General features: G+C 63.9%; 22 protein-coding genes and 1 tRNA gene. 10 read left to right on the top strand and 13 right to left on the bottom strand.

Features of this window, described 5'->3' with window-relative positions; genetic code table 11:
• Position 1: 1 nt before the first annotated feature.
• The 6 genes from HNQ40_RS01235 to mbhE are packed head-to-tail and all read right to left on the bottom strand — an operon-like array spanning position 2 to position 6,124.
• Positions 2–454 carry a monovalent cation/H+ antiporter complex subunit F gene (locus tag HNQ40_RS01235; RefSeq protein ID WP_221435327.1) on the bottom strand — a complete coding sequence of 151 codons (453 nt, stop codon included), beginning with the start codon at positions 452–454 and terminating at the stop codon, positions 2–4.
• Positions 444–929, bottom strand: coding sequence for a Na+/H+ antiporter subunit E (locus tag HNQ40_RS01230; RefSeq protein WP_184675574.1), 486 nt, complete (start codon positions 927–929; stop codon positions 444–446). Before HNQ40_RS01230 ends, HNQ40_RS01235 begins: the two co-directional genes overlap by 11 nt.
• Complete coding sequence (locus tag HNQ40_RS01225; protein WP_184675572.1) at positions 926–2,587, bottom strand: proton-conducting transporter transmembrane domain-containing protein; 1,662 nt, start codon at positions 2,585–2,587, stop codon at positions 926–928. Before HNQ40_RS01225 ends, HNQ40_RS01230 begins: the two co-directional genes overlap by 4 nt.
• Positions 2,584–3,027, bottom strand: a complete 444-nt coding sequence (locus HNQ40_RS01220) for a sodium:proton antiporter (RefSeq protein WP_184675570.1) — start codon at positions 3,025–3,027, stop codon at positions 2,584–2,586. Before HNQ40_RS01220 ends, HNQ40_RS01225 begins: the two co-directional genes overlap by 4 nt.
• Positions 3,024–3,500 (bottom strand): MnhB domain-containing protein, encoded by a 477-nt coding sequence (locus HNQ40_RS01215; protein ID WP_184675568.1) that lies wholly within the window; start codon positions 3,498–3,500, stop codon positions 3,024–3,026. The genes HNQ40_RS01220 and HNQ40_RS01215 overlap by 4 nt, the downstream gene beginning before the upstream one ends.
• A complete protein-coding gene (gene mbhE, locus HNQ40_RS01210; protein ID WP_221435326.1) occupies positions 3,497–6,124 on the bottom strand; it encodes a hydrogen gas-evolving membrane-bound hydrogenase subunit E in 2,628 nt (875 codons plus the stop codon). The genes HNQ40_RS01215 and mbhE overlap by 4 nt, the downstream gene beginning before the upstream one ends.
• 164 nt (positions 6,125–6,288) lie before the next feature.
• Between mbhE and HNQ40_RS01205 the strand changes: the two genes are divergently transcribed.
• Positions 6,289–6,822 carry an HIT family protein gene (locus HNQ40_RS01205; protein ID WP_184675564.1) on the top strand — a complete coding sequence of 178 codons (534 nt, stop codon included), beginning with the start codon at positions 6,289–6,291 and terminating at the stop codon, positions 6,820–6,822.
• 101 nt (positions 6,823–6,923) lie between these two features.
• On the opposite strand, the gene HNQ40_RS01200 is transcribed toward HNQ40_RS01205, so the two are convergent.
• Positions 6,924–7,295, bottom strand: a complete 372-nt coding sequence (locus HNQ40_RS01200; protein ID WP_184675563.1) for a PilZ domain-containing protein — start codon at positions 7,293–7,295, stop codon at positions 6,924–6,926.
• A gap of 76 nt (positions 7,296–7,371) precedes the next feature.
• Between HNQ40_RS01200 and cobA the strand changes: the two genes are divergently transcribed.
• The 6 genes from cobA to HNQ40_RS01170 all read left to right on the top strand — a co-directional run bounded on the left by cobA (position 7,372) and on the right by HNQ40_RS01170 (position 12,825).
• Positions 7,372–8,928: a uroporphyrinogen-III C-methyltransferase gene (gene cobA, locus HNQ40_RS18570; RefSeq protein ID WP_221435325.1), complete on the top strand. Its 1,557-nt coding sequence runs from the start codon at positions 7,372–7,374 to the stop codon at positions 8,926–8,928.
• A 28-nt stretch (positions 8,929–8,956) separates the two neighbouring features.
• Complete coding sequence (locus HNQ40_RS01190) at positions 8,957–9,517, top strand: hydrolase (protein WP_184675561.1); 561 nt, start codon at positions 8,957–8,959, stop codon at positions 9,515–9,517.
• Between the two features lie 140 nt (positions 9,518–9,657).
• Entirely contained in the window at positions 9,658–9,840 is a 183-nt protein-coding gene (locus tag HNQ40_RS01185; protein WP_184675559.1) for a histone H1, read from the top strand.
• Between the two features lie 80 nt (positions 9,841–9,920).
• Positions 9,921–10,394: a 3-hydroxyacyl-ACP dehydratase FabZ family protein gene (locus HNQ40_RS01180; protein ID WP_184675557.1), complete on the top strand. Its 474-nt coding sequence runs from the start codon at positions 9,921–9,923 to the stop codon at positions 10,392–10,394.
• A gap of 106 nt (positions 10,395–10,500) precedes the next feature.
• Positions 10,501–11,697, top strand: a complete 1,197-nt coding sequence (locus tag HNQ40_RS01175) for a Gfo/Idh/MocA family protein (RefSeq protein WP_184675555.1) — start codon at positions 10,501–10,503, stop codon at positions 11,695–11,697.
• An 81-nt stretch (positions 11,698–11,778) separates the two neighbouring features.
• On the top strand, positions 11,779–12,825 hold the full coding sequence (locus tag HNQ40_RS01170; protein ID WP_184675553.1) for a Gfo/Idh/MocA family protein: 1,047 nt from the start codon (positions 11,779–11,781) through the stop codon (positions 12,823–12,825).
• A 96-nt stretch (positions 12,826–12,921) separates the two neighbouring features.
• Here the strand turns inward: HNQ40_RS01170 and HNQ40_RS01165 are convergent, their stop codons facing one another.
• The 5 genes from HNQ40_RS01165 to rlmN form a co-directional block, all read right to left on the bottom strand.
• Positions 12,922–14,349 (bottom strand): hypothetical protein, encoded by a 1,428-nt coding sequence (locus tag HNQ40_RS01165; protein WP_184675551.1) that lies wholly within the window; start codon positions 14,347–14,349, stop codon positions 12,922–12,924.
• Positions 14,350–14,416: 67 nt separating this feature from the next.
• Positions 14,417–17,278, bottom strand: a complete 2,862-nt coding sequence (locus HNQ40_RS01160; RefSeq protein WP_184675549.1) for a VPS10 domain-containing protein — start codon at positions 17,276–17,278, stop codon at positions 14,417–14,419.
• A gap of 111 nt (positions 17,279–17,389) precedes the next feature.
• The gene (locus HNQ40_RS01155; protein WP_184675547.1) at positions 17,390–19,819 is read right to left on the bottom strand and encodes a DEAD/DEAH box helicase; all 2,430 of its coding nucleotides are present in this window, start codon (positions 19,817–19,819) and stop codon (positions 17,390–17,392) included.
• 173 nt (positions 19,820–19,992) lie between these two features.
• Positions 19,993–20,066, bottom strand: a tRNA-Arg gene (locus HNQ40_RS01150).
• A 14-nt stretch (positions 20,067–20,080) separates the two neighbouring features.
• Positions 20,081–21,256, bottom strand: a complete 1,176-nt coding sequence (gene rlmN / locus HNQ40_RS01145; RefSeq protein ID WP_184675545.1) for a 23S rRNA (adenine(2503)-C(2))-methyltransferase RlmN — start codon at positions 21,254–21,256, stop codon at positions 20,081–20,083.
• Between rlmN and HNQ40_RS01140 the strand changes: the two genes are divergently transcribed.
• From HNQ40_RS01140 to HNQ40_RS01130, 3 genes are all read left to right on the top strand, one after another.
• Positions 21,255–21,725: a metallopeptidase family protein gene (locus HNQ40_RS01140; protein WP_184675543.1), complete on the top strand. Its 471-nt coding sequence runs from the start codon at positions 21,255–21,257 to the stop codon at positions 21,723–21,725. The genes rlmN and HNQ40_RS01140 overlap by 2 nt on opposite strands.
• Positions 21,726–21,828: 103 nt before the next feature.
• On the top strand, positions 21,829–23,478 hold the full coding sequence (locus tag HNQ40_RS01135) for a hypothetical protein (protein ID WP_184675541.1): 1,650 nt from the start codon (positions 21,829–21,831) through the stop codon (positions 23,476–23,478).
• Between the two features lie 64 nt (positions 23,479–23,542).
• A complete protein-coding gene (locus HNQ40_RS01130) occupies positions 23,543–23,923 on the top strand; it encodes an HAD domain-containing protein (protein ID WP_184675539.1) in 381 nt (126 codons plus the stop codon).
• Positions 23,924–24,018: 95 nt separating this feature from the next.
• Here HNQ40_RS01130 and polA read toward each other — a convergent pair whose 3' ends face one another.
• The gene (gene polA / locus HNQ40_RS01125; RefSeq protein ID WP_184675537.1) at positions 24,019–26,919 is read right to left on the bottom strand and encodes a DNA polymerase I; all 2,901 of its coding nucleotides are present in this window, start codon (positions 26,917–26,919) and stop codon (positions 24,019–24,021) included.
• Between the last annotated feature and the right edge of the window lie 71 nt (positions 26,920–26,990).

Here is a 26,990-nt window from a genome sequence, read left to right as displayed (position 1 = left end):
TTCACGAGGGGTCTCCAACCGGCGGGTTGTCCGAAGCCTGGGGCACACGCGGCGCATCGGGGTCGATGGTCCGCGGGGCGGTGGCGAAGATGTATTGGGCAAAGCCCAGCGTGCTGACAAACCCGATGATCGCCACGACCAGGGCCGCGTCGAAGAACACCAGGTTGCCGACGTAGATCGTCAGCAGCACAACCAGCCCCACCACGTGCAGCGAGAGCAGGTCCGCCGCCAGGACGCGGTCGGCCAGCTCGGGGCCTTTGACCAATCGGCACAGGCACAGGGCCATGCCCGCGCACAGCACGTACACCCCGGTGATCACGGCGAACTCGAGGAACGGGATCATCTCACCCCGCTCGGGCAGGTCGTCCTCGGCCGCCTGGGCCGCGTCCTGGCCGGCCGCGAGCACCGCGGGCCAATACGAGTTGAAGAGGTCGGTCAGCAGTTCAAAGCTCATGATCAAACACCTCCCGCAGCAACCAGACCTTCAGCTCGTCCAGCTCCGCGATCGCTTCCTCGCGGCTCTCGGCGTACATGGCGTGGATGTACAGCGTCTTGCCGTCTTCGGTGATGTCGGCCGACAGCGTGCCGGGGGTCAGGGTGATGGCGTTGGCCAGCGTGGTGACCTCGACTTCCGACAGCCCGTCGACCGGGTAGCGGATGATGCGGGGCGTCATGCTGAAGCCCGGGGTCAGCACTTCCTTGGCCACCCCGACGTTGGCTTTAAGCAGGATGTAGATGAAGTAGATGCCGAAGCGGAATGCGCCCCAGACCCGGCGGATGTAGCCGCCCTTGCCCGTGTCTTGGCCGATCACCGTGACGATCAACAGACCGATGATGAAGCCCGCCAGGGCGCTGAGGAACGAGACGTCGCCCGAGAGCGCGATGTACACGACCATCAGGAACAGGTTGAGCAGGAACTTGTTAATCAATGGTGTTCCTCCTCGGCCTTGCTCGGCTTCGCGTAGGTGTCGTATTCCGATTTCTCATCGCCGGGCTTGGCTTTGGCCACGGCGTCCGCGGCGTAACGCGGGTTGTTGAGCACCGCATCGACGTACGCCTGCGGCTCGGCGAGTTGTTGGCCGGCCCGGCCCGCGGTGTTCAGCAATGGCTCGGCGGCAAAGCCGATCAGCAGCGAAGCCACGATCAGGCCCCAGGCTCCGACGCGCTCGCTGCGGGGGAAGCTTTGGATTTGTGCGTGGTCGTCGCCCTCGGGCGTGTCGGCCGTGTTGGGGGCGGGGCCCCAGAAAGACGAACCCCAAACCCGAAGCGCCGCGAGCAGGCTCAGCCCGCCGACCAGCAGGGCGGTGACGCCGACGACCCAGAACATGTCGGTCAGGCCTTCGCGGATGATGATGAGTTTGCCGTGGAAGCCGGAGGTCGGCGGTAGGCCGACGATGCTCAGCAGGCCGATGAAGACCATCACACCCAGCCCGATGAGCTTGGGCTGTTGCAACAGCGCCCCCATGCGTCCGATGTCGTCGGTGCCGGTGGCCCGTTCGATCAGGCCGCAGCAGAGGAAGACCGCCGCCATGACCACCATGGATTGGACCATGTAGAACGCGGCGCCCTGGAGCGAGCCTTCGGTCATGATCACGATGCCAAAGAGCGAGTAGCCCACGCCGACGATCAGCATCATGCTCAGCACGCGTCGCATGCTGGTGTAGGCCAACGCCCCGAGCACGCCCACGAACATCGTCAGGGCGGCACCCACCGCGAGGATCGGAATGATCACCGCACCGGCTTCGCCCGCCAGGAAAACCAGCGAGAACGTCCGGGCGATCGCGTACAGCCCGACCTTGGTCAGCACCCCGCCAAACAACCCCGCGATCGAGATCGGCAGGGTCGGGTACGTATCGGGCAGCCAGAACCACAGCGGGAACACGCCCGCCTTGAGGGTGAACACAAACAGGAACAACACGCCCAGGGCGGTGAACCCGGTGGGCAGCTCGCCGCGGGCCGAGAGCTCCGTGGTCAGTCGGCCGAGGTCGGCCATATTCAGTGTGCCGAACATGCCGTAGGTCATGCCCGCCGCGATCACGAAGACGCTCGAGGCGAGCAGGTTCATCACGACGTATTTGTACGCCTGGCGCAGCTGGTCTTTGCCGCCGCCGATGACCAGCAGGCCGTAGCTGGCCATGAGCATGATCTCGAACGCGACGAAGAGGTTGAACAGGTCGCCGGTGAGGAAGCTGAGGTTGACCCCCAGCATGAGGAAGTTGACCAGCGGGTGGAAGTAGCGGCGTTCGGTGCGGGCGGGCAGCGAGCCGATGGCGAACAGCGTCGTGCACAGCGCGACGAGCGACGCCCCGGCGAGCATCAGCCCCGACATCGAATCGAAGACGAGCGTGATGCCGTACGGCGCCGCCCAGTCGCCCATCTGCGAGACCATGATCCCGCCGGTCTCGGGATCGCCCCACGAGCCGAGCTGCCCCAGCAGCACCACCGAGATGATGAACGTCGCCGCGAAGCTCAGCAGGCTGATGCCGCGGCAGAGCTTGGGCAGGTTGACCAGCGGCACGCACAGCAGGCCCATGACCACGGGCACCGCCACCGTCAGGATCAGCAGGTTGTTGGTTGGGTCGCTCACGCCGCACCTCCCGGGGCTGCGGTCGCGTCGGCGGTTGGCTCTTCCGCGTCGTCGTCCTTGGCGAGCTCACCCAGCTCCAGCGTGCCCGCCGAGCGGGCGGTGATGACCAGCAGCGTGAGCAGGAAGCCCATGACCGCGAAGCCGATGACGATCGCGGTCAGGATCAGCGCCTGGGGCAGGGGGTCGACCATGCCGCCCAGCGCGGGCGAAGGCGTGTCGTAGGCCGACAGCGGCGCTTCTTTAAGTTCGGCGATGGCGACACCGCTGGTGATTTCCTGTTCGGTGGGGACGGGAGATCCGCTCATCGCGAGGATGCTCATGTTCGCCGCGTGGCCGATGAGGAACACACCCATCGCGACGCCCTTGAGGTCTCGCCCCAGGAGCAGGTAAACGCTCACACCAAAACATACCGCGACGCATGCCGCGAGGACGAAAGTCATGTCGCAGCCTCCTGTTTCGCTTCGCGCTCCGCCTCGGCACGAAGCTCACGCACATCGATTTCTTCATTGAGCCGCTGGATCATGCCCACCGACACGCCGACCACCACCATCAGCACCCCGGCGTCGAAAAACACCGCCGAGGCAAAGTGGATAGATTGGCCGAACCCGATCGGCAGCTCGTCGATCACGAGTGAAGTCAGCATGGGCCGGCCGAAGAAGAGCGGCGCGATCGCCGTGGCCAGCGCGATCCCCAGGCCGGCGGACACCAGCAGGCGGGGGTGGAACGGCATGAGTTTGACCAGGGCCTTTCGACCGTTGGCCATGCGGTAAAGCAGGAACGCGACCGCCGCCATGAGGCCGCCGATGAACCCGCCGCCGGGCGCGTTGTGGCCCTTGAGCGCGGTGTAGGCCGCGAACATGATCACGAGGGGGAAGATGAGTTTGACTGCGGTACGCAGCAGGACCGAGCTCATAGGTTTTCCAACTCCTTCCGCCGTCCGGGCAGCATCGACCAGACGCCCAGCGCCGCGAGCGCCAGCACGGTGACCTCACCCAGCGTGTCGAACCCGCGGAAGTCCACGAGGATCACGTTGACCACATTGAAGCCGCCGCCGCCCCGGCCGTAGGTCCCGTCGGCAAGCTTCTCGCCGTGGTACGAGTTCTGAACGAACCACTCGCCGAGCTGTTGGGCGGGGTCGCCCGTCGCCGCGACCAGCGTCATCCAGCCGAAGATCAAACCGGCCACGATCGCCACCGCCGCACGCCAGGAACGCCCGACGCGCCGCTTGTGCTCAGGATCGTCCGGCAGCAGACGCAGCACCAACACAAACAGCAAGACCGAGATAATCTCGACCATCAACTGCGTCAGCGCGAGGTCGGGGGCTTGATAGATGATGTACATCGCCACCACGGTGAAGCCGCACGAACCCAGCAGCAGCACGCGGATCACCCGCTGGCTCAACACGGGCAGCAGCAGGGCGCTGGCGCAGATCAGGACACCCAGGATGACCCCGGGCGCGAACTCGAATGCCTTGGCCGCTTCGGTGCCGACCACGTCGATCATCGCCCGGTCGTGATTCACGGTGAGTACAAATGTCGCGCTCAGCGTGACCAGCACCAGCAGGATGTAGTAACGCAGGTTCCCGTTCTGCAGCAAAGCAAACAGAGAGCGGCCGCAGCGGACGCAGAGCGATTCGACCGCGGGGTAGATTGAGTCGTTGATGTCGGTGTGTTGGCCACGCAGCAGTTTGCTCAGGCCCAGGCCCACTCCCAGGATGATCGCCAGCAGCGAGAACATCAGCGGCAGGCCCGGGTGAAGCAGGGCGTGCAGCAGCGAGGGCACGTGCCCGTGGAAGCCTTCGTAGAACGCGTATTTCTCGAACGGCAGGAAGATCGCGTTCCACAGCGGCGTGATGATCCCGCCGAGGTATTGCAGCGCCACCAGGGGCACCGCGGGCAGCCAGATCAGGGCGCCCCAGAAGCCGTGTTCGTGGGGGTGATGGTCGTGGTGGGCGTGGTCGTCTTCTTTGCCGTCGTCGCCTTGGAGGCCGAACTTCCAGCCCATCAGCGTGGTGAGCAGGCGGACGAAGATCGCCACGTTGCACGCCGCGGTGACGATGGTCATCACCAGGATCAGCCAGAGCCAGGGCTCGTACTTTGCGGCGTGGACGATCGCGTAGAGGAACAGTTCTTTCGCGGCGAAGCTGATCGTGCCGGGGCCCGCCGCGAGGGCGTAGCCGGCCAGCAGCATCGTGAGGCAGATCGCTTTGTGTTTGTGGAACGCGCCGAAGAGCTCGGGCAGCGACCGCGAGGCGACGTGGCCGATGGCCCCGGCGGTGATGAACAGCGGGGCTTTGTAGAACGCGTGGTTTGCGATCTGGGTGATGTCGAAGTCGATCGTGGGCAGGTCGTGGTAGCTGAAACCCGCCAGGCCGTACATCGCCATGAGCAGGCCGAGCTGCGACACGGTGGTGTAGGCGAAGATGCGTTTGAGGTCGTGTTGGTTGACCGCGGTGATGCCGCCGTAGAGCATCGTGACCGCGCCGAACCAGGTGATGACGTAGGGCCAGATGTCCAGGCCCGTGTCCGCCGCTTGCCCGGCGTACACACCCGGCGCGAAGACCGGCAGAAGGCGTCCCACTAGGAACACGCCCGCCTTGACCATCGTCGCCGAGTGCAGGTACGCCGAGACCGGCGTAGGGGCCGCCATCGCGCCGGGCAGCCAGTAGTGCAGCGGCCACTGGGCGCTCTTGCTGCCCGCGCCGATGAACATGAGCACAAAACTCCACAGCACGCCCGCCGAGCCGAAGTCGATCTCCCCGGCCTGGGCGATCATGTCGCTCCAACGCCAGATGCCGGTCTCGTAACCGAACAGGGCGATGCCACCGAGCAGGCCCATCCCGCCGAGGCCGGTGGTGAAGAAGGCTTGCTTGGCGAGCTTGATCGCGTGTTTGTCGTAGCGGTCCCAGCCGATGAGCAGGAAGCTGCTGATCGAGGTGAGTTCCCAGAAGACCAGCGTGAGCAGGGTGTAGTCGGCCAGGACCACCCCCATCATCGCCGTGGCGAAGAAGCCGAGCGTGGGGTAGAACCGGTAGAGGTCGCGCTGGGCTTCTTCGGTGTTGCCGAAGTAGCCGCGGGCGTAGAGCACGATGAGCACGCCGATGCCCGAGACGAGCAGCGCGAAGAACCCGCCGAGCCCGTCGGCGAGGAAGGCGAGGTTCAGGTTCATCGACGGGATCCAGGAGATCGCGGCGGTGCCCTGGGGCGCTTCGTGGGTCAGCGCGGGCGCATCGTGAGACTTGTCTTTGGCCTTGTCGTACTCGGCGTCGGTTTTCTCGCCGTGGTCAGCCGTTTCGTCGTGGTGCTTCTCGTCGGCGTGTTCGACGTGTTCGTCGTGGTGCCCGCCCTCAATGTGGGTCAGCCCACCCTCGATGCCGTGGGCACCCAGGTGCGACAGCACCAGCACAAACGCCAGCGCGGGTCCGCTGACCGCGAGCAACACCCGCGGGGCGAGCCACGCCTTGGGCAGCCACAGCGTCAACAGACCAGCCACTCCCGGAGCCAGTACCGCTAACAACAAAAGCCAAGACGAATCCATATGCACTCTCTCGATCACCACCTGAATCTGGGGGTGGTGTTTCTGCTATCGGCCGCCGCTTGGGGGGCACTCGAATGGCGCGGCAACCGCCGAGAACGACAAGCGTTCCTGTTCGAAGGACTTATCGGCCGCCCCCCGTCTCGGCGTCCAGTTACCCTATGGCCATGAGTAAGCCGAACCTCTGGGCCCCGTGGCGAATCGACTACTTGCAAGACCTCGGCAGCAGCCAGCCGCCCGGACACGCCCCGGGGGCCAAGGATTGTTTCCTCTGTGCGGCGGGCGAAGCCGGGCTCGATGAGGCAACCCAAAAAGAACGCCTGGTCCTGCACCGCGACGACCACGGTGTGCTGCTGCTCAACCGATACCCCTACACCAACGGCCATCTGCTGGTTGCGCCGCTACAGCATGTGCCGGAGCTGTCGGACTTGTCTAAAGAAGACCGCGGGGGGCTGATGGAGTTGTGTGAACTCGGAACACGCTTGCTCAAGCAGGTCGTCAATCCCCAAGGCATCAATGTCGGGCTGAACCTCGGACGCGCCGCGGGCGCGGGCGTGCCCGGCCACCTGCACTGGCACCTCGTGCCACGCTGGACCGGCGATACAAACTTTGTGGATGTCGTCGGCGGCGTGCGCGTGATCCCGCAAGCGCTCGACGCGAGCTACCGCATGCTGAAGGATGCGGTGGGGGAGTTGGTGTGATTGTCTGTGTTTAGCGGGTGACGCGAAGCGTCCCGCGGAAAATGGATCATGATCGAGCGGGACGCTTCGCGTCACCCGCTAAACGTGAATCATCTTGCTGCTTACGCCGCGACCATCTGCGATTCGAGCAGCAGGCCGATGCTGTAGCCGCCTTCGCGCTGGTTGCAACGCACGACCCGGCCGACGCTGTTGAAGCCCGGCTCACTGCCGTGGGCGGGGAAGAACACCGTTACGCGGGCGCCGATGGCGACCGGCTCGATCGACCAGGCCCCCAGGCCCGAGGCCGACTGGTCCGTGAGCTCCAGCGAGCAGATCTGCCCGGGGCTGCGGTCGTCGCGGTCGTCAACGGGGTTCTCGGCCAGGGCGGTGACCCGTGCGTACAGTTTGTGGCGGGGCTCCCGGCGTTGTTCAAACTTGAACGAGTCGGGCACGCGGTCGGTTTCGGTCACGAGGCGGAGTTCTGAATTCGACATGATGGGGCTCCTGGATCGGTCGTTCGGGGCGACCTACCGAGACCATCGGCCGGATAATCGTTAAGGTTTATGATCTGTGAACGACAAAGCAAAAAACTCAATCGGAAAAGTTTGCCTCGTCGGCGCGGGCCCCGGAGACCCCGGCCTGATCACGGTTACCGGACTCAATCGGCTGCGCGGATGCGATGTGGTGGTCTTTGACGCCCTGGCGAACCCGGCCCTGCTCGCCGAAGCGCCCGATAACGCGCAACGCATCGACGTGGGCAAACGTGCGAAGAACCACAAACTCACCCAAGACCAGACCAACCAGCTGCTGGTCGATCTGGCCCGTGAGGGCAAAGACGTCGTCCGGCTGAAGGGCGGCGACCCGTATCTGTTCGGCCGGGGGGCGGAAGAGTGCGCGTTCCTGACCAAACACGGCGTCTATTGCGAGGTCGTCCCCGGGGTTACCTCCGGCATCGCCGCGCCCGCCACCGCGGGCATCCCCGTGACCCACCGCAAGGTCGCTTCCACCATCACCATCGTCACCGGCCACGAAGACCCGACCAAGGGAGAAACCTCGGTCGATTACGACGGCCTGGCCAAGCTCATCGACCGCGGTGGGACGGCCTGCTTCTACATGGGCGTCGGCCGGCTCCAACAGATCGCCGACTCGCTCGCCGCTTGCGGCTTAGGGCTCAGCACCCCCGCCGCCGTGGTGCAGTGGGGCACCCTTCCGCGCCAGCGCACGGCCAAGGGCACGCTCGACACCATCAAGGCCGAGGTCGATCGGCTGGGTGTTTCGTCTCCCGCGATCATCGTCGTCGGCGAGGTCGCAGCGATCGACGAACCCGGGCTCGACTACTTCACCGATCGTCCGCTGTTTGGACAGCGCATCCTCGTCACCCGCACCCGCCAGCAGGCCTCGGACCTTCGGCGTGAGCTTGCGGAACTCGGCGCGGAGGTCATCGAAGCCCCCACGATCGAACTCGTTGCCCCCTCGGCCGACGACGAAGCACGGCTGAACGACGCGATCGATCGGATCGACGAAAACGACTGGGTGCTGCTCACCAGCGCGAATGCGGCCAACGTGTTGGCCCAGCGGCTGGAAGCGGCGGGGCGGGACGTTCGCCAGCTCGGCCGGGTGCAGATCGCCGCGGTCGGCGACGCGACCACCGCGGCGCTGTGGGATCGGCTGCGGCTGCGCAGCGATTTCGTACCCGACAGCTTCTCCGGCGAGGCGATGGCCAAGCAGTTCATCGAGGAACAAGCGGTCGAGGGTCGGCGTTGCCTGCTGCTGCGGGCCGACATCGCCCGGCCGGCGTTGCCGAAGCTTTTGGTGGAGGCCGGGGCCATCGTGAACGAGGTCGTGGCTTACCAGACCCGTGTGCCCGAATCGCTCCCCGAGGGCGTGCTGGACGCGCTGCGCGAGGGCGTGGACTGGGCGACGTTTACCAGTTCGTCCACCGTGCGGAATCTGCTCGAGCTTCTGGGCGAAGAGCGTGCTCTGTTGCACGGCGTGAAGACCGCGTCCATCGGCCCGATCACCACGCAGACGATGCGGGAGCTGGGCCTTGAGGTGACCGTCGAATCGGAGACCGCCAGCGTCGCGTCGCTAGTCGAGGCGGTGGCGTCCGCCGAATCCGTATCTTGATTTCATTTGTTTGTTCCGGAGCTTCCCGATGACCGTTTCCCGACTTGACCCCAAACGCTCTGCCGTACTGCTCGTGGACCTTCAGGACAAACTCCTGCCGGTGATGCACGAAAAGACGACCGTCGAGCGACGGGCGGGGCGGTTGATCCAGGGGGCCAACCTGATGAAGGTGCCGGTGCTGCTGACCGAGCAGTACCCCAAGGGCCTGGGACGCACGGTGAGCTCGATCGCCAAGCAACTCGACGGCGCGGTGTGCATCGACGAGAAGACGCGATTCTCGGCGTGTTCGGAGTCGGTCATACGACTGTTGGAGAAGTTCGACATCAAGGACGTGGTGGTCGCGGGCATCGAGACGCACGTGTGCGTGCTGCAGACCTGCCTGGACCTGTTGGAGCGGGGCTACACGGTGGCGTTGTGTGAGGATGCGGTCAGCTCGCGTCGGCCGATCGACAAGAAGGCCGCGGTGGACCGCATGATCCAGGCCGGCGTGTTGCCGACGACGGTGGAGTCGGTGTTGTTTGAGCTGTTGGGCGACGCCAACTCGCCGCTGTTTCGAGAATTGCGGGGGATCATCCAGTCGCGTGATTGAGCGCGAGCCCGGGGTTGTGGTTTCGGGCGCCGGGGGCCTTCCGGAATTCAGCGTTTGCCGGGTTTTACGGGGTTGTGTAGGCTATTTTGCTAGCCCCGCCGCGTGCGGCCTTTCCATAGATCATCATCAAGGAGATCGATATGCTCGAAACCTACGAATCGCTCAAGGCCCTGATTGTGTCCATCGAAGACGACATCAAGAAGGCCGCTGGTGGCAACCGTGCCGCCGGGACCCGCGTCCGCAAAGAGATGCAAGAGGTCAAAAACATCGCTCAGGACCTGCGGAAGAAGATTCTCGAGGCCCGCGAAGGCGAATCGTCCTGATTTAAATCGTTTTGAGAAATAAACTTAGCCGCCGCATGCCCCGAGGCTTGCGGCGGCCTTTGCCTAGCCGAAAGACCCGTATGGCACCCACCCTCTTGTTCGACATCAGCGGCATCGACTGGTCCAAGGACCTCTACGACACCGCCGCCATCGAAGCCGTCAACCCCCACCGCGGGGCCATGCGGCTGCTCGATGGCATCGTCTACGAGTCTGACGACAAGGTCGATTACGTCGCCTACTACGACATCGGGGAGGATGAATTCTGGGTCGAGGGCCACATCCCCGGCCGTCCGATCTTCCCCGGCGTGCTGATGATCGAGGCCGCAGCCCAGCTGTCCAGCTTCATCACCCTGCAGAAGATGACCGGCGAATCCTTCATGGGATTTGCCGGCGTCGACGCCGTCAAGTTCCGCGGCCAGGTCAAGCCCGGCGACCGGCTGGTCATCCTGATCCATGAAACCGAACACCGCCGCCGCCGTTGCACCTGCCTCGCGCAGGGGCTGGTCGATGGCAACCTGGTCTTCGAAGCGACGATCAAAGGCATGCCCATGTGACGTTCGGGGCCACGGAATGTAGGGTGGTCGACGACCACTACTGAGTATTTTTTCACCGAGGTGGGCGGTGCCCGCCCTACACCACGATCACCCCCGGAGGTCTGCGATGCCCCGTCCCCTCAACATCGGTCTGATCGGCTCCAAATTCATGGGCCGTACCCACTCCAACGCCTACCTTAAGGCCGCGAAGTTCTTTGACCTACCCCGCCTGCCGATCATGCACACGATCGCCGCGCGCAACCTCGAAGAAACCCAGGCCTTCGCCGACCGCTGGGGCTGGCACAACGCCAGCGACGACTGGAAGGCGATGGTCAACAACCCCGAGATCGACCTGATCGATATCGGCACGCCCAACCACGTCCACCACGACCAAGCGCTCGCCGCGCTCGAGGCCGGCAAGCACGTCGCCTGCGAAAAGCCGCTGGCCAACACGCTCGACGCCGCCCGCGAGATGGTGCAGGCCGCCAAGAAGGCCAAGAAGCAGAAGACCTTCGTCTGGTACAACTACCGTCGTTGCCCCGCGCTGGCGCTGGCTCACCAGCTCGTGAAAGACGGCAAGCTCGGCCGCATCTACCACGTCCGCGGCTTCTACCTCCAGGACTGGGCCGGCCCCGACACGCCGATGCTCTGGCGCTTCAGCGGCAAGGAAGCCGGCAGCGGTTCGCTCGGTGACCTGTGTGCCCACTCGATCGACGCGGCCCGCTTCGTCACCGGCGACGAGTTCGCCAACGTCAACGGCGCGATCCTCAAGACCTTCATCAAAGAACGCACCGTGCTCGAAGGCGGCGCGGGTGGTGAGATCTCCGGCCGCGGCGCGAAGACCAAGAAAGCCAAGAAGGCCAAGTCCACCGTGGACGACGCCGCGCTGTTCACCGCCGAGTTCAAGGGCGGCGCCGTCGCCACCTTCGAAGCGACCCGCCTGTCCACCGGCGACAAGAACGGCAACAAGCTCGAAGTCCACGGCGAGAAGGGCGCGATCAAGTTCAACTTCGAACGCATGTGCGAGCTCGAGTGGTACGACGCCACGCTGCCCGAACGCGAGCAGGGCTGGTCCACCATCAACGTCAGCAACGGCGACGCCGGCCACCCCTACGCCGAGGCGTGGTGGCCCACCGCCCACTCCATCGGGTACGAGCACGGCTTCATCAACCAGGCCGCCGACATGGTCAAGGCCGTGAGCAACCGCAAGCCGCTGGTTCCCATCCCCGACTTCGCCGATGCGTACGAGACCCAGCGTGTGCTCGAAGCCGTGGTCCAATCCGCCAAGCACCGCACCCCGGTGAAGCTCTCCGAGATCAAGTAACCCATTCATCTCCAAGCCGAGGGCTGCGGAGCAAAGCGACAAAGCCTCGGATGTATTCTGTCCATCTCTCAAGGACTCACAATGCCCAAGATCGTCAAGTACGGAATCATCGGCGCCGGTGCGATTAGCCAACGCCGCCACATCCCTGAAATCCACGCCAACGAGCAATCGGTCGTCGCCGCCGTGGTCGACCCCGTGAAGGATCGAGCCCACAGCGTGGCCGAGTGCTACGGCGCTCAGGCCTTCACCAGCCACAAGAAGATGCTGGAGCAGGCCGACCTCGACGCCGTGGTGGTCGCCGGCCCCAACGCGCTGCACGCCCCGCAGTCCATCGACGCCTTCAAGGCCGGCCTGCATGTGCTGGTCGAAAAGCCCATGGCCACCACCAAGCAGGAAGCCAAGGCCATGATCGCCGCCTCCAAGAAGGCGAAGAAGTACCTCATGATCGGCATGAACCAACGCCTCATGCCCCCGCACGTCAAGGCCCGTGAAGTCTTGGATCAGGGCAAGCTCGGCAAGATCCTGGCGTTCGAAACCAACTTCAAGCACAGCGGCGCCGACCACTGGTCCGTCGATGGCGCGGCGTCCTGGTTCTTCAAGAAGAACCTCGCGGTCCTCGGCGTCAACGGCGACCTGGGCATCCACAAGGCCGACCTGATGCGCTTCCTGCTCGGCGAAGAGTTCACCCACGTCGGCGGCTTCATCGCCACCCTCGACAAGAAGTACCCCAACGGCAAGCTCATCGCCGTGGACGACAACGCTTACCTCACCCTCAAGACCGATGCCGGCACCATCGGCTCGATCCACATCTCCTGGACGAACTACGCCGGCATCGAAGACAACGGCACCGTCCTGCACTGCACCAACGGCGTGATGCGCATCGGCATGGACCCCGAGTACGGCGTCATGGTCGACTACGCCGACGGGTCCAAAGACCGCTACGCCGTCGGCGAAGTGGCGACCAACGACAAGCAGGTCAGCTCCGGCGTCTCGGACGCGTTTACCGAGTGCATCATCAACCGCCGCAAGCCCGCCATCGATGGCGACGAAGGCTACCGTGCCTTGCAGGTGATCCTTACCGCCGTCGAGGCGGCCAAAGAAGGCGCGACCAAGAAGATCCGCTACTGATCGACAAACCCACGATTTCTTCACGAAGCGACGCGATCCCTCGCGTCGCTTATTTTTTTTTGGCGTGCGGACTTCAGTCCACATGCCTTAGTTCCGTTAATTCAAAATCTCATCCAGATAGAACTCATAGTCCATCATCTCCAGCTGGGCGAGCGTGTGATGGACGCGAACCGCCAGCAGCAGACGATTGATCCGCCGGGCCTTGGGCAACACCGCCGAAATCGCGGCGTCCTGTCCGCAATGGTGGGCGATCCGCACAGCCCTTTGCTCCAACGGCGTCAGCCCCCGCACCGCTTCGCCCTCGGGGCGTTGGTCGAGCTCTTCGAGTCCGCGGCGTGTGGATTCGATGAACGCCTGGACCTTCCGCATCCTCCGCGACTCCGCCGGGATCGCGCGTCCAAATCGACACAGCCCGTCTTGCCAGGACTGGTCCAACGCACCTACGACATACTCCGGGTCGAACCGCCGGCGCAGCTCGGTCGCCAGTTCGAAGTTCGGGTATACCGCTTTTTTCATCAGGTTCTTCGCCAGCTCCGGCTCGCGGTTGAAGACCCGCTGAAACACCCGGCGGCGCGTGTCGATCAACGCCACCAGGGCTTCTTCGCCCAGCGTCGATTTAACGGTTTGTTCCGCCATGGCGTTCGGCCAGAGGAAGTGGTCCGGCAGGAAGTCGAAGCCGGGGTAGTCCTCGTCCAGGCTCCGGCAGGCCTGCGCAACCCGGATCTGGATCGCCCGCGAGATGAATCGCATCCACATCATCTGGGTCGAACGCAGCCGGGTCTGCCGGAGCGAGTCGAACCAGTTCATGCCCGCCATCCGCTGAGCGTCGCCCAGCTCGTCGCCCGCCTGAAACTGCTCTTCGAGCTTGGTGTCGGTGTGGTGGAAGGGGGCTCCGTCGTACCAGTGCGAGACCTTGGAGAAGTCGTAACGCAACTGCCGGCGGAGCACGCTGCGGGACAGCGGGGCGCGGACGCCGAAGTCGAACGCCAGGTGGAACCCTTCTTCAGTGAGCCCCAGCCCCTGGAAGACCCTCGGCGGGTGGGTGCCGCAGCGGAAGACGTCCGCCATCATCTCCTCGATCGCGTCGCGGTGGAGGGCCAGGGCCTGCTTCTCGGCCGCGATGTCTTCGGGGCCCGCGAGGTCCTGCTCGTACTTGAACACGTGGTCCCACAGGACGTCGGCGTGGATCGACGCCCGGGACTTCTTCATGTTTTCCAGCAGGTTCGAGCCCTTGGCCTCGGCGAGCTTCAGGTCACGCCGGGCGACCGATCCGCTGAGCACCATGAGCGCGATCCCGCCGAGGAAGCTGACCAGGAGGATCAGCCCCGTGCCCGAGACGGCCGAGCCGAGCGAGACCCCGGTGTCGACTTTCTTACGCAGCACCAGGAGGCCGGCGAAGGTGAGCGCGACCGCCATCGTGCGTCGTGCGGTGCCCTTGTACAGCCACAGTCCGACGACGCCCATGAGGTCGGCGGGGGTCACCAGCCCGTTGAAGTCCTCCCAGATTCGGCGTGCCCATCGCATGCCGAGATTTTACCGTCCGGACAGTCGCAGTCGGTGGAACGACGCAAGGCGGTGAGGCAAAGTTGCGTTAGGAAGGCTCGGCCGTTTCGGGTTTCTTGCCTTTCGGGGCTTTGTGGATCGTCACCACCGAGAAGTCGGTGAAGCGTCCGTCCTCGGTGGTCGCCCAGATCTTGACCTGGCCTCGGCCGACGGGCGTGACCTTGCCGTTGGCGTCCACCGTGGCCACGCCGGGGTTGTCGGATTTCCAGACAATCTTCGCGTCTGCGTACTTGTCGTTGACGATGGTCGCCTCCATCTGGATCGGGCCGCTCTTCTTGTGCTCGACAACGTCGGGTTTGGCCTCGACGACCTGGGCGTAGATCTCGGTGTCGAGCCGTCCGATGTAGAACCCGCAGCCGAGCGTGGCGATCCAGACCTTGCCGGGGTCGAAGAGGTCGAACTTGATCTCTTCGAGGCGGTGGGGGTTGGCGATGCCGGTGTTGCCTTTGGCCCAGGTCTTGCCGCGGTTGCGGCTGAAGTAGATGCCGGGGTTACGCGACATGAATTTCACGCTCACGGCGATCAGGTCGCTGTCGTAGGGCGAGACGTCGAAGGCAAACGCGCCGGGGTATTTGAACGTCTGGTTCCAGGTCTTGCCGTAGTCGTCGCTGTGCCACACGCCCGAACCGCCGCCTCGGTAGCCGGTGGTGATGTATATGCGGTTGAGGTGGTCGAAGGTGATCTGGTTGATCCCCTTGATCGACGCAGGGATTTTGATTTTCTTCCACGACGCCCCGCGGTCGGACGAATGGTAGAGCCCACCCACCTTGGCGATGGGCAAGGCCGACTTATAGTTGTGCTCGTTGAACTGAGCGGCGGCGAAGAGCGACTTGCGGCTGTTGTCCCGCGGGTCTAACTCCAGGTCCATGATTCGGGCCGGGGACGGCAGGCCCTTGTTGCTCTGCTGGAAGGTCTTGCCCTTGTCCTTGGAGACGAAGAAGCCGCCCTGGGTGCTCTTATTGGGGTCGATGACCCGCGTGATCCCGTGGTACATGTACTGGTTGTTGATCGGGTCGATCATCAGGCTGTTGGTGTAGAAGTCGTCCAGCCATTTGTTGGTCGCCGGGGTGGCGACGCCGTAGTTAGACCACTTCCGCCCACGGTCGGTGGAGCGGAAGATGTTCTGTTTGTGGGCCTGCCGGCTGGACGTGGCGTAGACAATGTTGACGTCGTAGGGGTCGTAAGCGATGCACCGCACGGTTTCCTGGGTGCTGTCGATGAACTTAAGCGCCTGGTACTGGTTCGGGCTGTCGTCGGTGGGGATCCAGAGGTTGTGCTCGCCCGAGCCCAGCAGGGTGGTGTTCTCCCGGCGGTCCTGGGCGGTGGTGAGCGCGGGTAGGTTGCTGTTGCCGCGGCCGACGAGTGCGCCCGAAGGCGTGCGGTCTTCATCGACCTGGGTCCAGGTCTTGCCGCGGTTGGTGCTGAGCATGGTGCTGTGGTCGGAGATGATCATCACGCTGCCGTCGGCGCCGACATCGATCCCGCGCATCGAACGCAGGGCGTAGTCATTGCCGAAACGCATGTGGGGCGAGGAGTGGCCGACGCGCATGTTCTGGCTGGTCGGGTTGCCTCGGGACGACCAGTAGGCGCGGTCTTTCTTCCAGGCGTCGGCGTAGAGCCGGGCGGTGCTGATCCATTTCTTGCCGTCGTTGTGGGTCGCCCACAACCGGCCGGGCATGATCGAGTCCTGCACCTGCGGGTCGGCGAAACCCGCGTAGACCGTGCCCTCGCGTGAAGGATCGGCGCTGATCATGTTGAAGTATTGCAACGCCTGTTTGGGCAGCTGCGGGTAGGTCTTACGCGCATCGCCTTCCGAGATGTCCAGCCACTTGGCGATGTACTTGTAGTAGTTCTTCGGCACGCCCCCGGTGAGGCGGTTGAGGTCGAGTGTGAGCCCCGCGCTGAGGTTGGTCCAGGTCTGGCCGCCGTCGTCCGAGCGGAAGACGCCGCCGGTGCACTTGGTGGTTTTGCCGGCCGGGAGGTAGTGGACCTGATCGAGGACGTAGAGGATGAACTTACCCGACTCGGGGTCGTGGTAGTAGTCCATGTCCATGATGGTGTCGTTGTCGAGCTTGCCCTTGGAGACGTGGTTCCAGGTCTTGCCCGCGTCGTTGGAGCGGTAGACGCCGTAGTTCGAGGAGGCGAACACCTGCTTGGGTTTGCTGGGGTTGACGATGATCCGGCCGACCTGCGCCTTGGGGTGCAGGCCTTCGTTGACCAGTTCCCACTTGCGTCCGCCGTTGGTGGTGCGCCAGAGCTTGCCCTCGTTGAGCGCTTCCTTTCCGCGGTGGTTCTTGGCGGTGACGCCGTTGTAGCACGACTTCCACATCTGGCCGCGCACGTTGCCGCCGCCTCCGACAAACCACATGTTCTTCTGCGTGGGGTGGATCGCCAGCGACGCGACCTTCTTCCGCCAGCCTTCTTTGTCTCGCCCCTCTTCGTCGATCTTGTACCACGGGCAGTTCTTCACGACCCGCCAGTTCTTTCCCCCGTCCTTGGACATCCACAACTCGGACATGTTGATCGCCAGCCCGAAGTCGGGGTCGCTCATGGAGTAGTAGAGGTCGTGGATGTGGTAGAGAGAGGCGTCGCCGTCGGAGTCGGTGATGGCGTACCAGCGCTTGCCGTTGTCGTCGGACTGATAGGCGTTCCACATGTCCGGGCACTGCATCACCTTGCCCGGGATGGTGGGGTGGTAGCGCATGAGGTTGGCGAAGCCCGCGTTGCCGGGGCCGACCTGCTCCCACTCGATAAAACCCGCCGACTCGACCCGCTCTTTTTCCAGGCGTTTGAAGAACGCGTTCTGGGCTTCACTGGTGCTCACCCACAAGAGGTGGCCAAGCAGCAGCACCGCTGCAAAGCGGATCAACGATGACATTCGGGTGTTCATGGGGCTTTCTCAATGGGCGTACAACAACATGCCCAGCGGGGGGATGAAACGTATGTAAACAATAAACTCTCGGCCGTGGGGCTGTCGAATGCCTGGCCGGATGCGCTGGCCCTACGCCCCGGTGGTCAGCACCTGATCGGTGGACTGCGGGTCGATGGCCCGGCAGGACGCGGTTAACGATTCAGCCAGATTCTTCAACTCCTGCTGCCAGGTCGACTCCACCACGCCCAGCGGCGTCACCGCGGCGAACTCATTACACAAGAGGATCAGCCGCAGCAGGTGGCGGAAGATCATGCCTTCTTGCGTCTGCAACTCGCGGCCGGTGATGTACTTGTTGAAGTCGCCGCCAAAGTCCAGCAGGTCCCCCGCGACCCAGACGGGCGTGATGCGGAAGCTGCCCGCGTTGGAGACGCGGTGTTGGAAGAGCAGATGGAGTTTTTCGCCGAGCGTGATGGGGAAGCGGGGCGGCTCGCCGAAGGGGCGGTCCTGCTCGTGCGGCGGGGGCGGGTACATGTCGTCCTGCGTGAACAGGCCCGCCTGGATCAACGCGGGGTCGACCGCCTCGAGTGTCATCGCGCCGGGGGGCAGGTCTTGGGGCCAGGGCACGCGGACGCTGCGGGCGACCGAGCCGGGCATCTCCAGGAGCGACTCGAAGATCTGCAGTCGTTCGTGGTGCTCGGCCTGACCGAGGTAGTCCAGCAGGAACACGCCGTACAACGGCGGGACGGCGCGGAACTTCAGGAGCAGGTCGAGCTTGTCGGTCTTGGTGGCGGTAAGCGGGGCGTAGGTTTCCTTGGTCTCGGTTTCGTCCTCGGATGTTTTTTTCTTCTTGGGGCTCTTCTCGGGCGCCGGCTTGGGCTTGCCCGTGGGGGCACCGCCAAGGTTCAACCCGCCGCCCAGCGTGAGGCCCGCGAGCGGGTTGTCCTCGGCGACCGCGGCCGGTTCGTCGTCCTTGGGTTGCTCTTGCGCATCATCACCCGCATCACCGGGCTTGGCTTTGCTCGGCGGGGCGGGATCGAGGGCGACGTAACCCTCTTCGTGCAGCGTGACAAGCTGCTTGGTCAGGTGACGCTGAGCGGCGGCGATGTCGGGTTCGGGCATCAGCCGTTTACTCGCCGCGTCGCGTAGCAGCGACACGTCGCTGTCGTTGTCCAGCAGAAACGCGAGCAGCCGCCACGGCAGATGGCCTTTGCTCACCAGCTTGCCCGGCTCGGCGGTCTGCAGGCTCTCGAACTGCGGCTCGGACCAATACTGCACGCCCTCGCGTCGCTTGGGCGTTTTCTTGACCAGCTTCTTCCGGGCGGTCATGAGCTTGGGGTCTTTGGTGTCCTCGGGGATCTGCTCGATCTTCAGCTTGTGGCGGTGGATCTTCACATCGTCTTCGTGGGCGATGGCGAAGACGTGGCCCTGCGTGTCGAACTGCGGACGCCCCGCCCGGCCGAACATCTGGTGGGCGTTGCTCGCGGCGATCAGCTTCTTCTTGCCTTTGGGGCCTTTGAGCAGTTCGGTCAGCACCACCGACCGCGCGGGCAGGTTCATGCCTGCCGCCAGGGTCTCGGTGCAGACGCAGAAGCTCAGCAGCTTCTCTTGGAACAACTCCTCGACGAGTCGCCGGTACTTGGGCAGCAGTCCCGCGTGGTGTACGCCGACGCCGCGCAGCAGGATGCGTTTGAGCTTCGGCCCCGCGCCGTGATCGAAGAACCCATCGGAGGCCAAGGCATCGATCTTCTCGGCGAGCGTGGCTTGTTGCCCTTCGACCAGCATGTCCCGGCCGCGCAAGAGGTCCGCCGTCGCCCAGCACTTGGCCCGGTCGAAGCAGAACACGAGGGCAGGTGTCTTCCGCGAGTCTTCATCACCCCGTACCATCTCGGCGAGCTGGTCGGGCAGCAGTTCTTCGCCGATCCAGTGGTACTCGAGCGGCACCCGGCGTTCGTTGCCTTGCACAAGTGTGAGGTCTCGGCCGTGCTGCTGGCGGAGCCACGACAGGAACAGGCTCGCGTTGCCGACCGTCGCCGAGAGCAGCATCAGTCGGACGTGTTCGGGCAGCAGCGACAACGAGAGTTCCCACACGATGCCCCGCTCCGGCTCGGCGAAGCTGTGGAACTCGTCCATCACCACGGCCGACACGCCCGTGAAGTCGAACGCCTCGGGATGTAGCAGGCGGTTGAGCAGGATCTCCGCCACGACGACCAACACGTTCGCCTTGGAGTTCACCGACCGGTTGCCCGTAACCAGCCCGATCTGGTCACGGCTGAACCCCCAGCGTTCCGCGGCGTCCTGCAACTCAGTGAACTTCTGCTCGGTGAGCGCGATGAGCGGCGTGGTGTAGTACGCGGTGCTGCCGGTGACCAGGGCTTCGTACAGCGCCGCTTCCCCGATGACCGTCTTGCCCGTGCCGGTAGGGGCGCACGCCAGCACACCGCCGCCGGGTTCGTCTCGCTCGAAGTAACGCATCAACGCTTCTTCCTGCACCGGGTACGGCTCGAATGGAAGTTGGTCGAGGTAATTCAGCAGGATGTCTTCACGAGAAGTCTCGGACATCGGTGCAGGGTAACGCTTTGTGGTGAGGCGTGGATGAGAGGCAGAGTATGAACCGCGAAGGCGCGAAGGATACGAAGGCAATCCGACAAATCCTGGAACCAAAATAAAACACGAAAGGGAATCCCTTCGCGTCCTTCGCGCCTTCGCGGTTCACGTTTTCGATGAATGAGGAATGATCGCGGCAGGGCTCGAACCTGCGACCTGCTGCTCCGGAAACAGCCGCTCTATCCAACTGAGCTACGCGACCAGGGACGGGGCATTTTACACGTTGGTCGCTTCGTGCCGCAACTGGCCACACGCCGCGGCGATATCGCGGCCGCGGCTGGCTCGAATGTGCGTGTTGACGCCCGCCTGCTGCAGGATGTTTTGGAAGGTGTGGACGTCGCCGTCGGAAGGGCGGAGGAAGGGCAGGCCGGCGACTTCGTTGTAGCGGATGAGGTTGACGTTGCTGCGGAGCTTGCGGGTGACGCCGACGAGTTCGTGGGCGTGTTCGGGCTGGTCGTTGAGGCCGCCCAGGAGGATGTACTCGAGGGTGATCTCCCGGCCGGTCTTGTTGAAGTAGTCGCGGCCGGCGTCGGTGAGCTGCTCGATGCTGACGAACTCGGCCCAGGGGATGATGCGTTTGCGGATCTCATCGTTGGGGGCGTGCAGGCTGATCGCGAGGGTGACGGGCAGCTCGAGGTCGGCGAGTTTGCGGATGCCTGCGGGGACGCCGACCGTGCTGACGGTGATCTTGCGGGCAGACAAACCCATGCCCCAGTCGGCGGCAAGGGTGCGCACAGCTGGCAGCACGTTGCGCAGGTTCGCCATCGGTTCACCCATACCCATGAAGACGATGTTGGAGATGTTTTGGGATTTAGGATTTGGGGTTTTGGATTTAGGGACGACCGCCTTGTTGTTCCCCACTTCCCAATCCCCATCTCCCAACTCCCAGCTGAGTTGCCACGCCTGCTGGACGATCTGGCCGGTGGTGAGGTTGCCGTCGAGCCCGCCGAGGCCCGAGGCGCAGAACTTGCAACCCACCGGACAGCCGACCTGGCTGGAGATGCACGCGGTCCGGCGGGTCCGGCCCGACTTCTGGCTGGTCGATGGGATCATGACGCACTCGGTCTGGGTTTCGCTTGAGCCGAGCACGGTGAGCGAGGTGCCAGTGTGGGACGCCCGGGCGTCGAGCGACCAGTCGACCAAGAGTTTCTGCGTGCCGTCGGTGGCCCGCTGGTGCTGGATGACCGCGCCGTCGAGGAAACGCATCTTCTCGGCCAAGAGGTCCCGGTCCTTGGCCGCGAGGTTGGTCATCTGCTGCGGGTCGGCGACGCCCTTGGCGTAAACCCAGTCCATCACCTGCTTCGCGCGGAAGCGGGCCAGGCCCCAGGTCTGAAACAGCTCGCCGAGGGTGTCGGGCGTGTGGTCGAAAAAATGGGGGCGGTCGTCGGGCATGCGGAAGCATTGTACGTGCTGGCTGCGGGAGCTTGAGGGCGGGGCGGCTACACTGGTCGTCATGGTCTCCCGGCAGCAACGCGACGAATTCGATCGGCTACTCGACACCCAGGTGGAGTCGCTGCCCGAACACCTGCTGGAGCTGCTCGAGGAGGTGCCGTTGATCGTGGACGACGAGCCCACGGCCGACCTGCTCAAGAGCCTGGGCATGCAGCCCGACGACGAGCTCTGCGGTCTCCACGACGCGACCCCCTACACCGAGCAGAGCGTCGAGCAGGGGTTCGACATGCCCGGGCAGATCATGCTGTTTCGCGGCCCGATCCAGCGGTTGGCCCAAGAGATCGCGAGTGAGCAGGGGGCGTCCTACGACGCCGAACTCCAGCGGCAGATCCACATCACGCTGCTGCACGAGATCGGGCACCATTTCGGTCTGGATGAAGACGACCTGGACCGTCTGGGATACGGATAAAAAAGCTTCAGTGGAATGAGATACCACCTGTCGTAGCCAATCTACTATCATGCATTGACCTGCCTGCAGTACTCCGGCCTCGACTCACGAATCAAGACAATCTATGTTCAAACTCGCTACGACGATTAAAAACCCCGGCGAGCCCGACGTCGAATCGCGCTACCTCGATCCGGTTGAGCTCAAGGCCTTGGGGTTCGACTCCCGTGTCCTGTTCGAAACGACAGGCTTGTCCGGCGTGCCCAACCCCGATGCCATCCTCGACGGCGAACTCCGCCGGTTCGTGCAGCAGACCATCGACGGCGTCACCCGCACGATCGAGGAAAGCCGTGCCGCGGGACTGGATGTCTACCTCTTCTACGACGTCATGGTCCTGGCCCGTGACCAGGTCCAACGCAACATCTCCGGCCTGACCTGCAAGAACCGACCCGACAGCCTCTGCCCGGCATCCGATGCCGCGTTCAAGCTCTCGTTCGACGGGCTCGACGCGATGATCCGCCGGTGGCCCGACATCGCGGGCATCGTGCTGCGCTTCGGCGATACCGACGCCCAGCGTCTGCCCCACCTCATGGGCAACGACATCTACAGCCCGCACTGCCCACGCTGCAGCCAGTTCGGCCGGGCCGACCGCGTGGTCCACGTCCTCAAGCAGGCCCACCAGACCGTCGTAGAGAAACACAACAAACGCCTCATCGCCCGCGCGTGGAACGTTCGGCCCAACGGCATGCACGACTCGGCCGAGCTGGTCGGACGCATCGTCGACCGCCTGCCCGGCGAGCCCGAGGACGACCGCTTTGTCCTGTCCTTCAAGTTCACGCAGACCGACTTCTGGCGCTATCAGCCGTGGAACGACGCGAGCCTCGCCTGTGGGGGTCGGCCGATCATCTACGAGCTGCAATGCCAGCGCGAGTTCGAAGGCAAGGGCGGCGTCCCCAATTGGCAGGTGCCGCTCTGGCGTGACGGCTACCCCGAGACCGCCGATCGTTCGTTGGTGCGTGGCCTGGCCGATGCGTCACGCGAAGCGAACGTCGTGGGCGTGTTCGCTTGGGTGCGCGGCGGCGGGTGGGGCGGGCCGTTCGTGAAAGACGAGGCCTGGATCGACGCCAACGCCTACGCCGTGTCCCGCCTGGCGGATGACTTCGACCTCGATCCGACCCAGCTCGCGCGGGACTGGGTGACCGAACGCCTGGGCGTCGAGAACCCCGAGACGGCGGACGTGTTGGTCCGCATCCTCGAAGACTCCCCGGAGATGGTCCGCCAGGCGTTCTACATCGGCCCCTTCGCCAAGGACAAGGCCAGCCCCTGGCACCCCGCCGCCGACTGGATCCAGGACGACGTCCTCGACGCCGCCTCGGCCTGGCGCATGGTGCAGCGCCTCAAGGAAGACCAACTCGACGACGTCGTGGCCGAGAAAGAATCCGCGGTCCGCAGCATCGCCAACGCCCGGCACGACCTGCAGGTCCTGCTCTCCGAAAACCCGAACCGGCAACTCGAAAAGCTCGTCAACGGCCTGCTCTACACCGAGTCGCTCTTCGAAGCGCTGCGTGATCTGCTCGCGGGCCTCGTGGCCTTCCGCCGCTACCAGTCGAGCAAAAACCCCGCCGACGCCGAGGCCACCCGCCACAAGCTTTTCGACGCCCAGTCCCACTGGAACCACCACACCCAACGCCACGGCAGCGCCCCCGGCACCGCCACCCCCTTCCGCGAGACAAGGTTCTGGGAACTGACGCAGGACATCCTGGCACAGTTGGGGTAAGCCAAAATCACTTATATCGCCTAATGGGGATGAACACTTCCTTGGTTGCTGGCAGGTAACGAGCTTGAAGATTGTCTTTTTAGATTTTGATGGAGTGATTCGCCTGTCCGATGGGCCGCCCAGTCCAAAATCATTTCGTTTCAATTCTGAGAAGATTGAACTTGTCAAAGAGTTGGTCCAGTTTGCTCAAGCCAAACTGGTAGTTACATCGACTTGGCGCGAACTGTACGGGCTTGAACGCATGATTGCAGAAATGAATCACGCGTTTCAGATCAGTGACTTTAATCATGACTGGATGACTCCTCTGCTATCCGTTCGCACTCGGAAGATACGCACAGAAGTGCCGCGTGGAGCAGAGATAACGACATGGCTCTTTGTGCACTCAGATATCGAAAGGTATGCGATCTTAGATGACCTTTCGGAAGCACAATTCAAAGGTCATTAATCGAGTTTTGTGCGATGTGATTCGAGCCTCGGGGTTTTGCCAGAAAATATTGGTCGGGCCAAAAAAATTCTGGATTGAACTTATAGCCTAATTACTCATTTCGCCTCAAACCAATCCGTGCCGATGCCGGGTTCGACTTTGAGAGGAACTTTGAGCTGCATCGCCGACTCCATCGCGTCGACGACGACCTTCGACACCGCGTCTTGTTCGGAGGCGGGGCATTCGATGACGAGTTCGTCGTGGATCTGCAGCAGCATTTTGGCGGGCACGCTGTCGTCGAGCAGCGTGCGGTGGAGATTAACCATGGCGACCTTGATGAGGTCGGCGGCGCTGCCTTGAACGACGGAGTTGATCGCGAGGCGTTCGCCTAGGGCACGCTGGTTGGGGTTCGACGAGTTGACCTGGTCGATCCAGCGGCGTCGGCCGAGGATGGTGGTGACGTACCCTTGGGCCACGGCCTGCTCGACGCAGTCGTCGAGGAAGCGGTTGATCCCGGCGTATGTGGTCTTGTAGTCGTCGATGAGCTTGGTCGCCCCGGCCATGTCGAGGCCTTCGATGCGGCGGGCCAGGCCGAAGGGCGTGACGCCGTAGATGATGCCGAAGTTGATCGTCTTGGCGTGGCCGCGTTGCTCGCTGGTGACATCGTCGAGGCCGACGCCGTAGACCTGCGCGGCGACGGCGGTGTGGATGTCGCGGTCTTCCCGGAACGCTTCGATGAGCGCGGGGTCTTCCGAGAGGTGGGCGAGCATGCGCAGCTCGATCTGCGAGTAGTCGGCCGCGATGAGGATGTGGTCTTGCTCGGCGACGAACGCCTTGCGGATGCGCCTGCCGACCTCGGTGCGGATGGGGATGTTCTGCAGGTTGGGGTTGGATGAACTCAGTCGGCCCGTCGCGGCGCCGGTCTGGTGGAAGCTGGCGTGGATACGGTCGTCTTTGGACGAGATCGCTTCGACGAGGTTGCCGAAGTACGTGCCGACCAACTTGGTGAGCATGCGGTATTCGACGATGAGCTTGGGGATCGGCCGGGCGTGCTCGGCGACTTTTTCGAGCTCATCCGCGGGCAGGTCGGCGAGCTTCTCCAACACCTCGGCGTCGGTGGAGTAGCCGGTTTTGGTCTTCTTCTGCACGGGGAAGCCGAGCTGGTTGAACAGCACATCGCCGAGCTGTTTGGGGCTGTCGGGGTTGAAGTCGACTCGCGCGGCGTCGAGTACCTGGGCCCGCAGCTCTTCGATGCGCACCTCGAGCTCGGCCTTCTGCCGGTCGAGCTCGTTGGGATCGACGCGGATGCCGTTCGCTTCCATGGTGGAAAGCACTTCGACCAGCGGCATCTCGACCTCGGCCGCGAGGTCGGTCATCTCGAACTCGTCCAGCCGACCCCGGAAGAGTTCGTACAACTGCAAGGTCACATCCGCGTCCTCCGCGGAGTACGCGGTGCAGAGGTCCAGCGGGACCTGATCCATGGTCTTCTGCGGCGGGTCGGCTTTGCGGCGCGGCTTCTCGCCGATGAGTCGGCTGATCGGCACCATTGTTCGGCCGAACTCGGACAACGCCAGGTGATCCATCCCCAGACCTGGCGCCCCGCACAGAAACGCCGCGATCATCGTGTCAAACGTAACACCCTTGAGCTCGACCCCGGCGTGCTTTAGGACGAGCCAGTCGTACTTGATGTTGTGGCCGACCTTGGGCAGCGACGCGTCTTCGAACACCGGACGCAACGCTTCGATCACGGTGTCCTGATCGAGGTGATCCTTCGGCTCGGGCGATTTGGTCGGCACGTACACCGCCTTGCCGGTCTCCCACGCGAGGCAAATCCCGCACAGCTCGGCGGTGTGACCCAGGCCGACGGTTTCGGTGTCCACGGCGATGATGGGCTGCTTCTTCAGTGTCTTCACGAGGTCGGCGAGCTGTTTCTTGGTCGTGATGGCGGAGTAGTCGCCGTCGATCTCGTCGAGCAGGCGCGTCGTCGCGGCGGTGTCGTCTTCGCCCTCGTCGTCGGCGGGCTGATCGAACAACCCGCCCATGCCCGCGGTCGATTCCTTCTTCGCGGGTTTGGCCTTCTTCGGTTCGGGCACCGCCACAAGTTTCTTCAGGTCGGCCCGGTGACGGTTGAACCCGAGTTGCTGGAACAACTCGTCGAGCTTCGCCGCATCGATCTTCGACAGGTCCACCTTGGCGTGATCCATCTCGAAGTCGATCTCGGTGTCGCGTTTGAGCGTGACGAGTTGGCGGGTCACGTCGATGCTGCCGTCGGCCTTGGCGTTTTCGAGGTTCTCTTTCTGCTTGCCCTTGAGCTGGTCGAGGTTGTCCAGCAAGTTCACGACACTACCGAACTGGTCGAGGAGTTTGCTGGCGGTCTTCGGGCCGATGCCTTTGACGCCGGGGATGTTGTCGGTGCTGTCGCCCAGGAGGGTCTGGTAGTCGATGACCTGCTCGGGGGTGATGCCGCGCTTTTCCTGGAGGGCGGGGATGTCGAACTCGACATCGGTGTGGGCATCGAAGAGTGTGACGCGGTCGGACATGACCTGTTCGAGGTCTTTGTCCTTGGCGACGAGGCGGACTTTGGTCTGGTCGTCTTCGGACGTTAGGCGGACGGCGAGGGTGGCCATGATGTCGTCCGCCTCGTCGCCGGGCACCGCCAGGACGGGGATGCCCATCAGCTCGGCGACCTCGATCATGCGCGGGATCTGCGGCGCGAAGTCCTCCGGCGGGTCGCCGCGGTTGGCCTTGTACTCGGGGTAGATCGAGTGGCGGAACGTGTCGCCCTTGCTGTCGATCGCCATGGCGACGTAGCGGGGCTTGTACTGCGTGAACAATTTAAGCAGCAGCCCGGCGAAGGCGAAGGTGGCGTTGGTGGGTTCGCCGGTGATAGGGCTGGTCATGCCGCCGCGGATGGCGTGGTAGGCGCGGAACATCTGGGCGTGGCCGTCGATGAGGTACAGCGTCTGGTCGTGGTCGGCGGACGGATTGGGGGCGGAGTTTGGAGAGTCGGATGGCATCGGGCCGATTGTAACCATCGCGGGCGGCATGGAGGCCGCCCGAGCGTTCTGGTGAACGCGATTCGTTTCTC

It is taken from the genome of Algisphaera agarilytica (assembly GCF_014207595.1).
Classification (GTDB): domain Bacteria; phylum Planctomycetota; class Phycisphaerae; order Phycisphaerales; family Phycisphaeraceae; genus Algisphaera; species Algisphaera agarilytica.
This window is presented reverse-complemented; position numbering and strand designations above follow the sequence as displayed.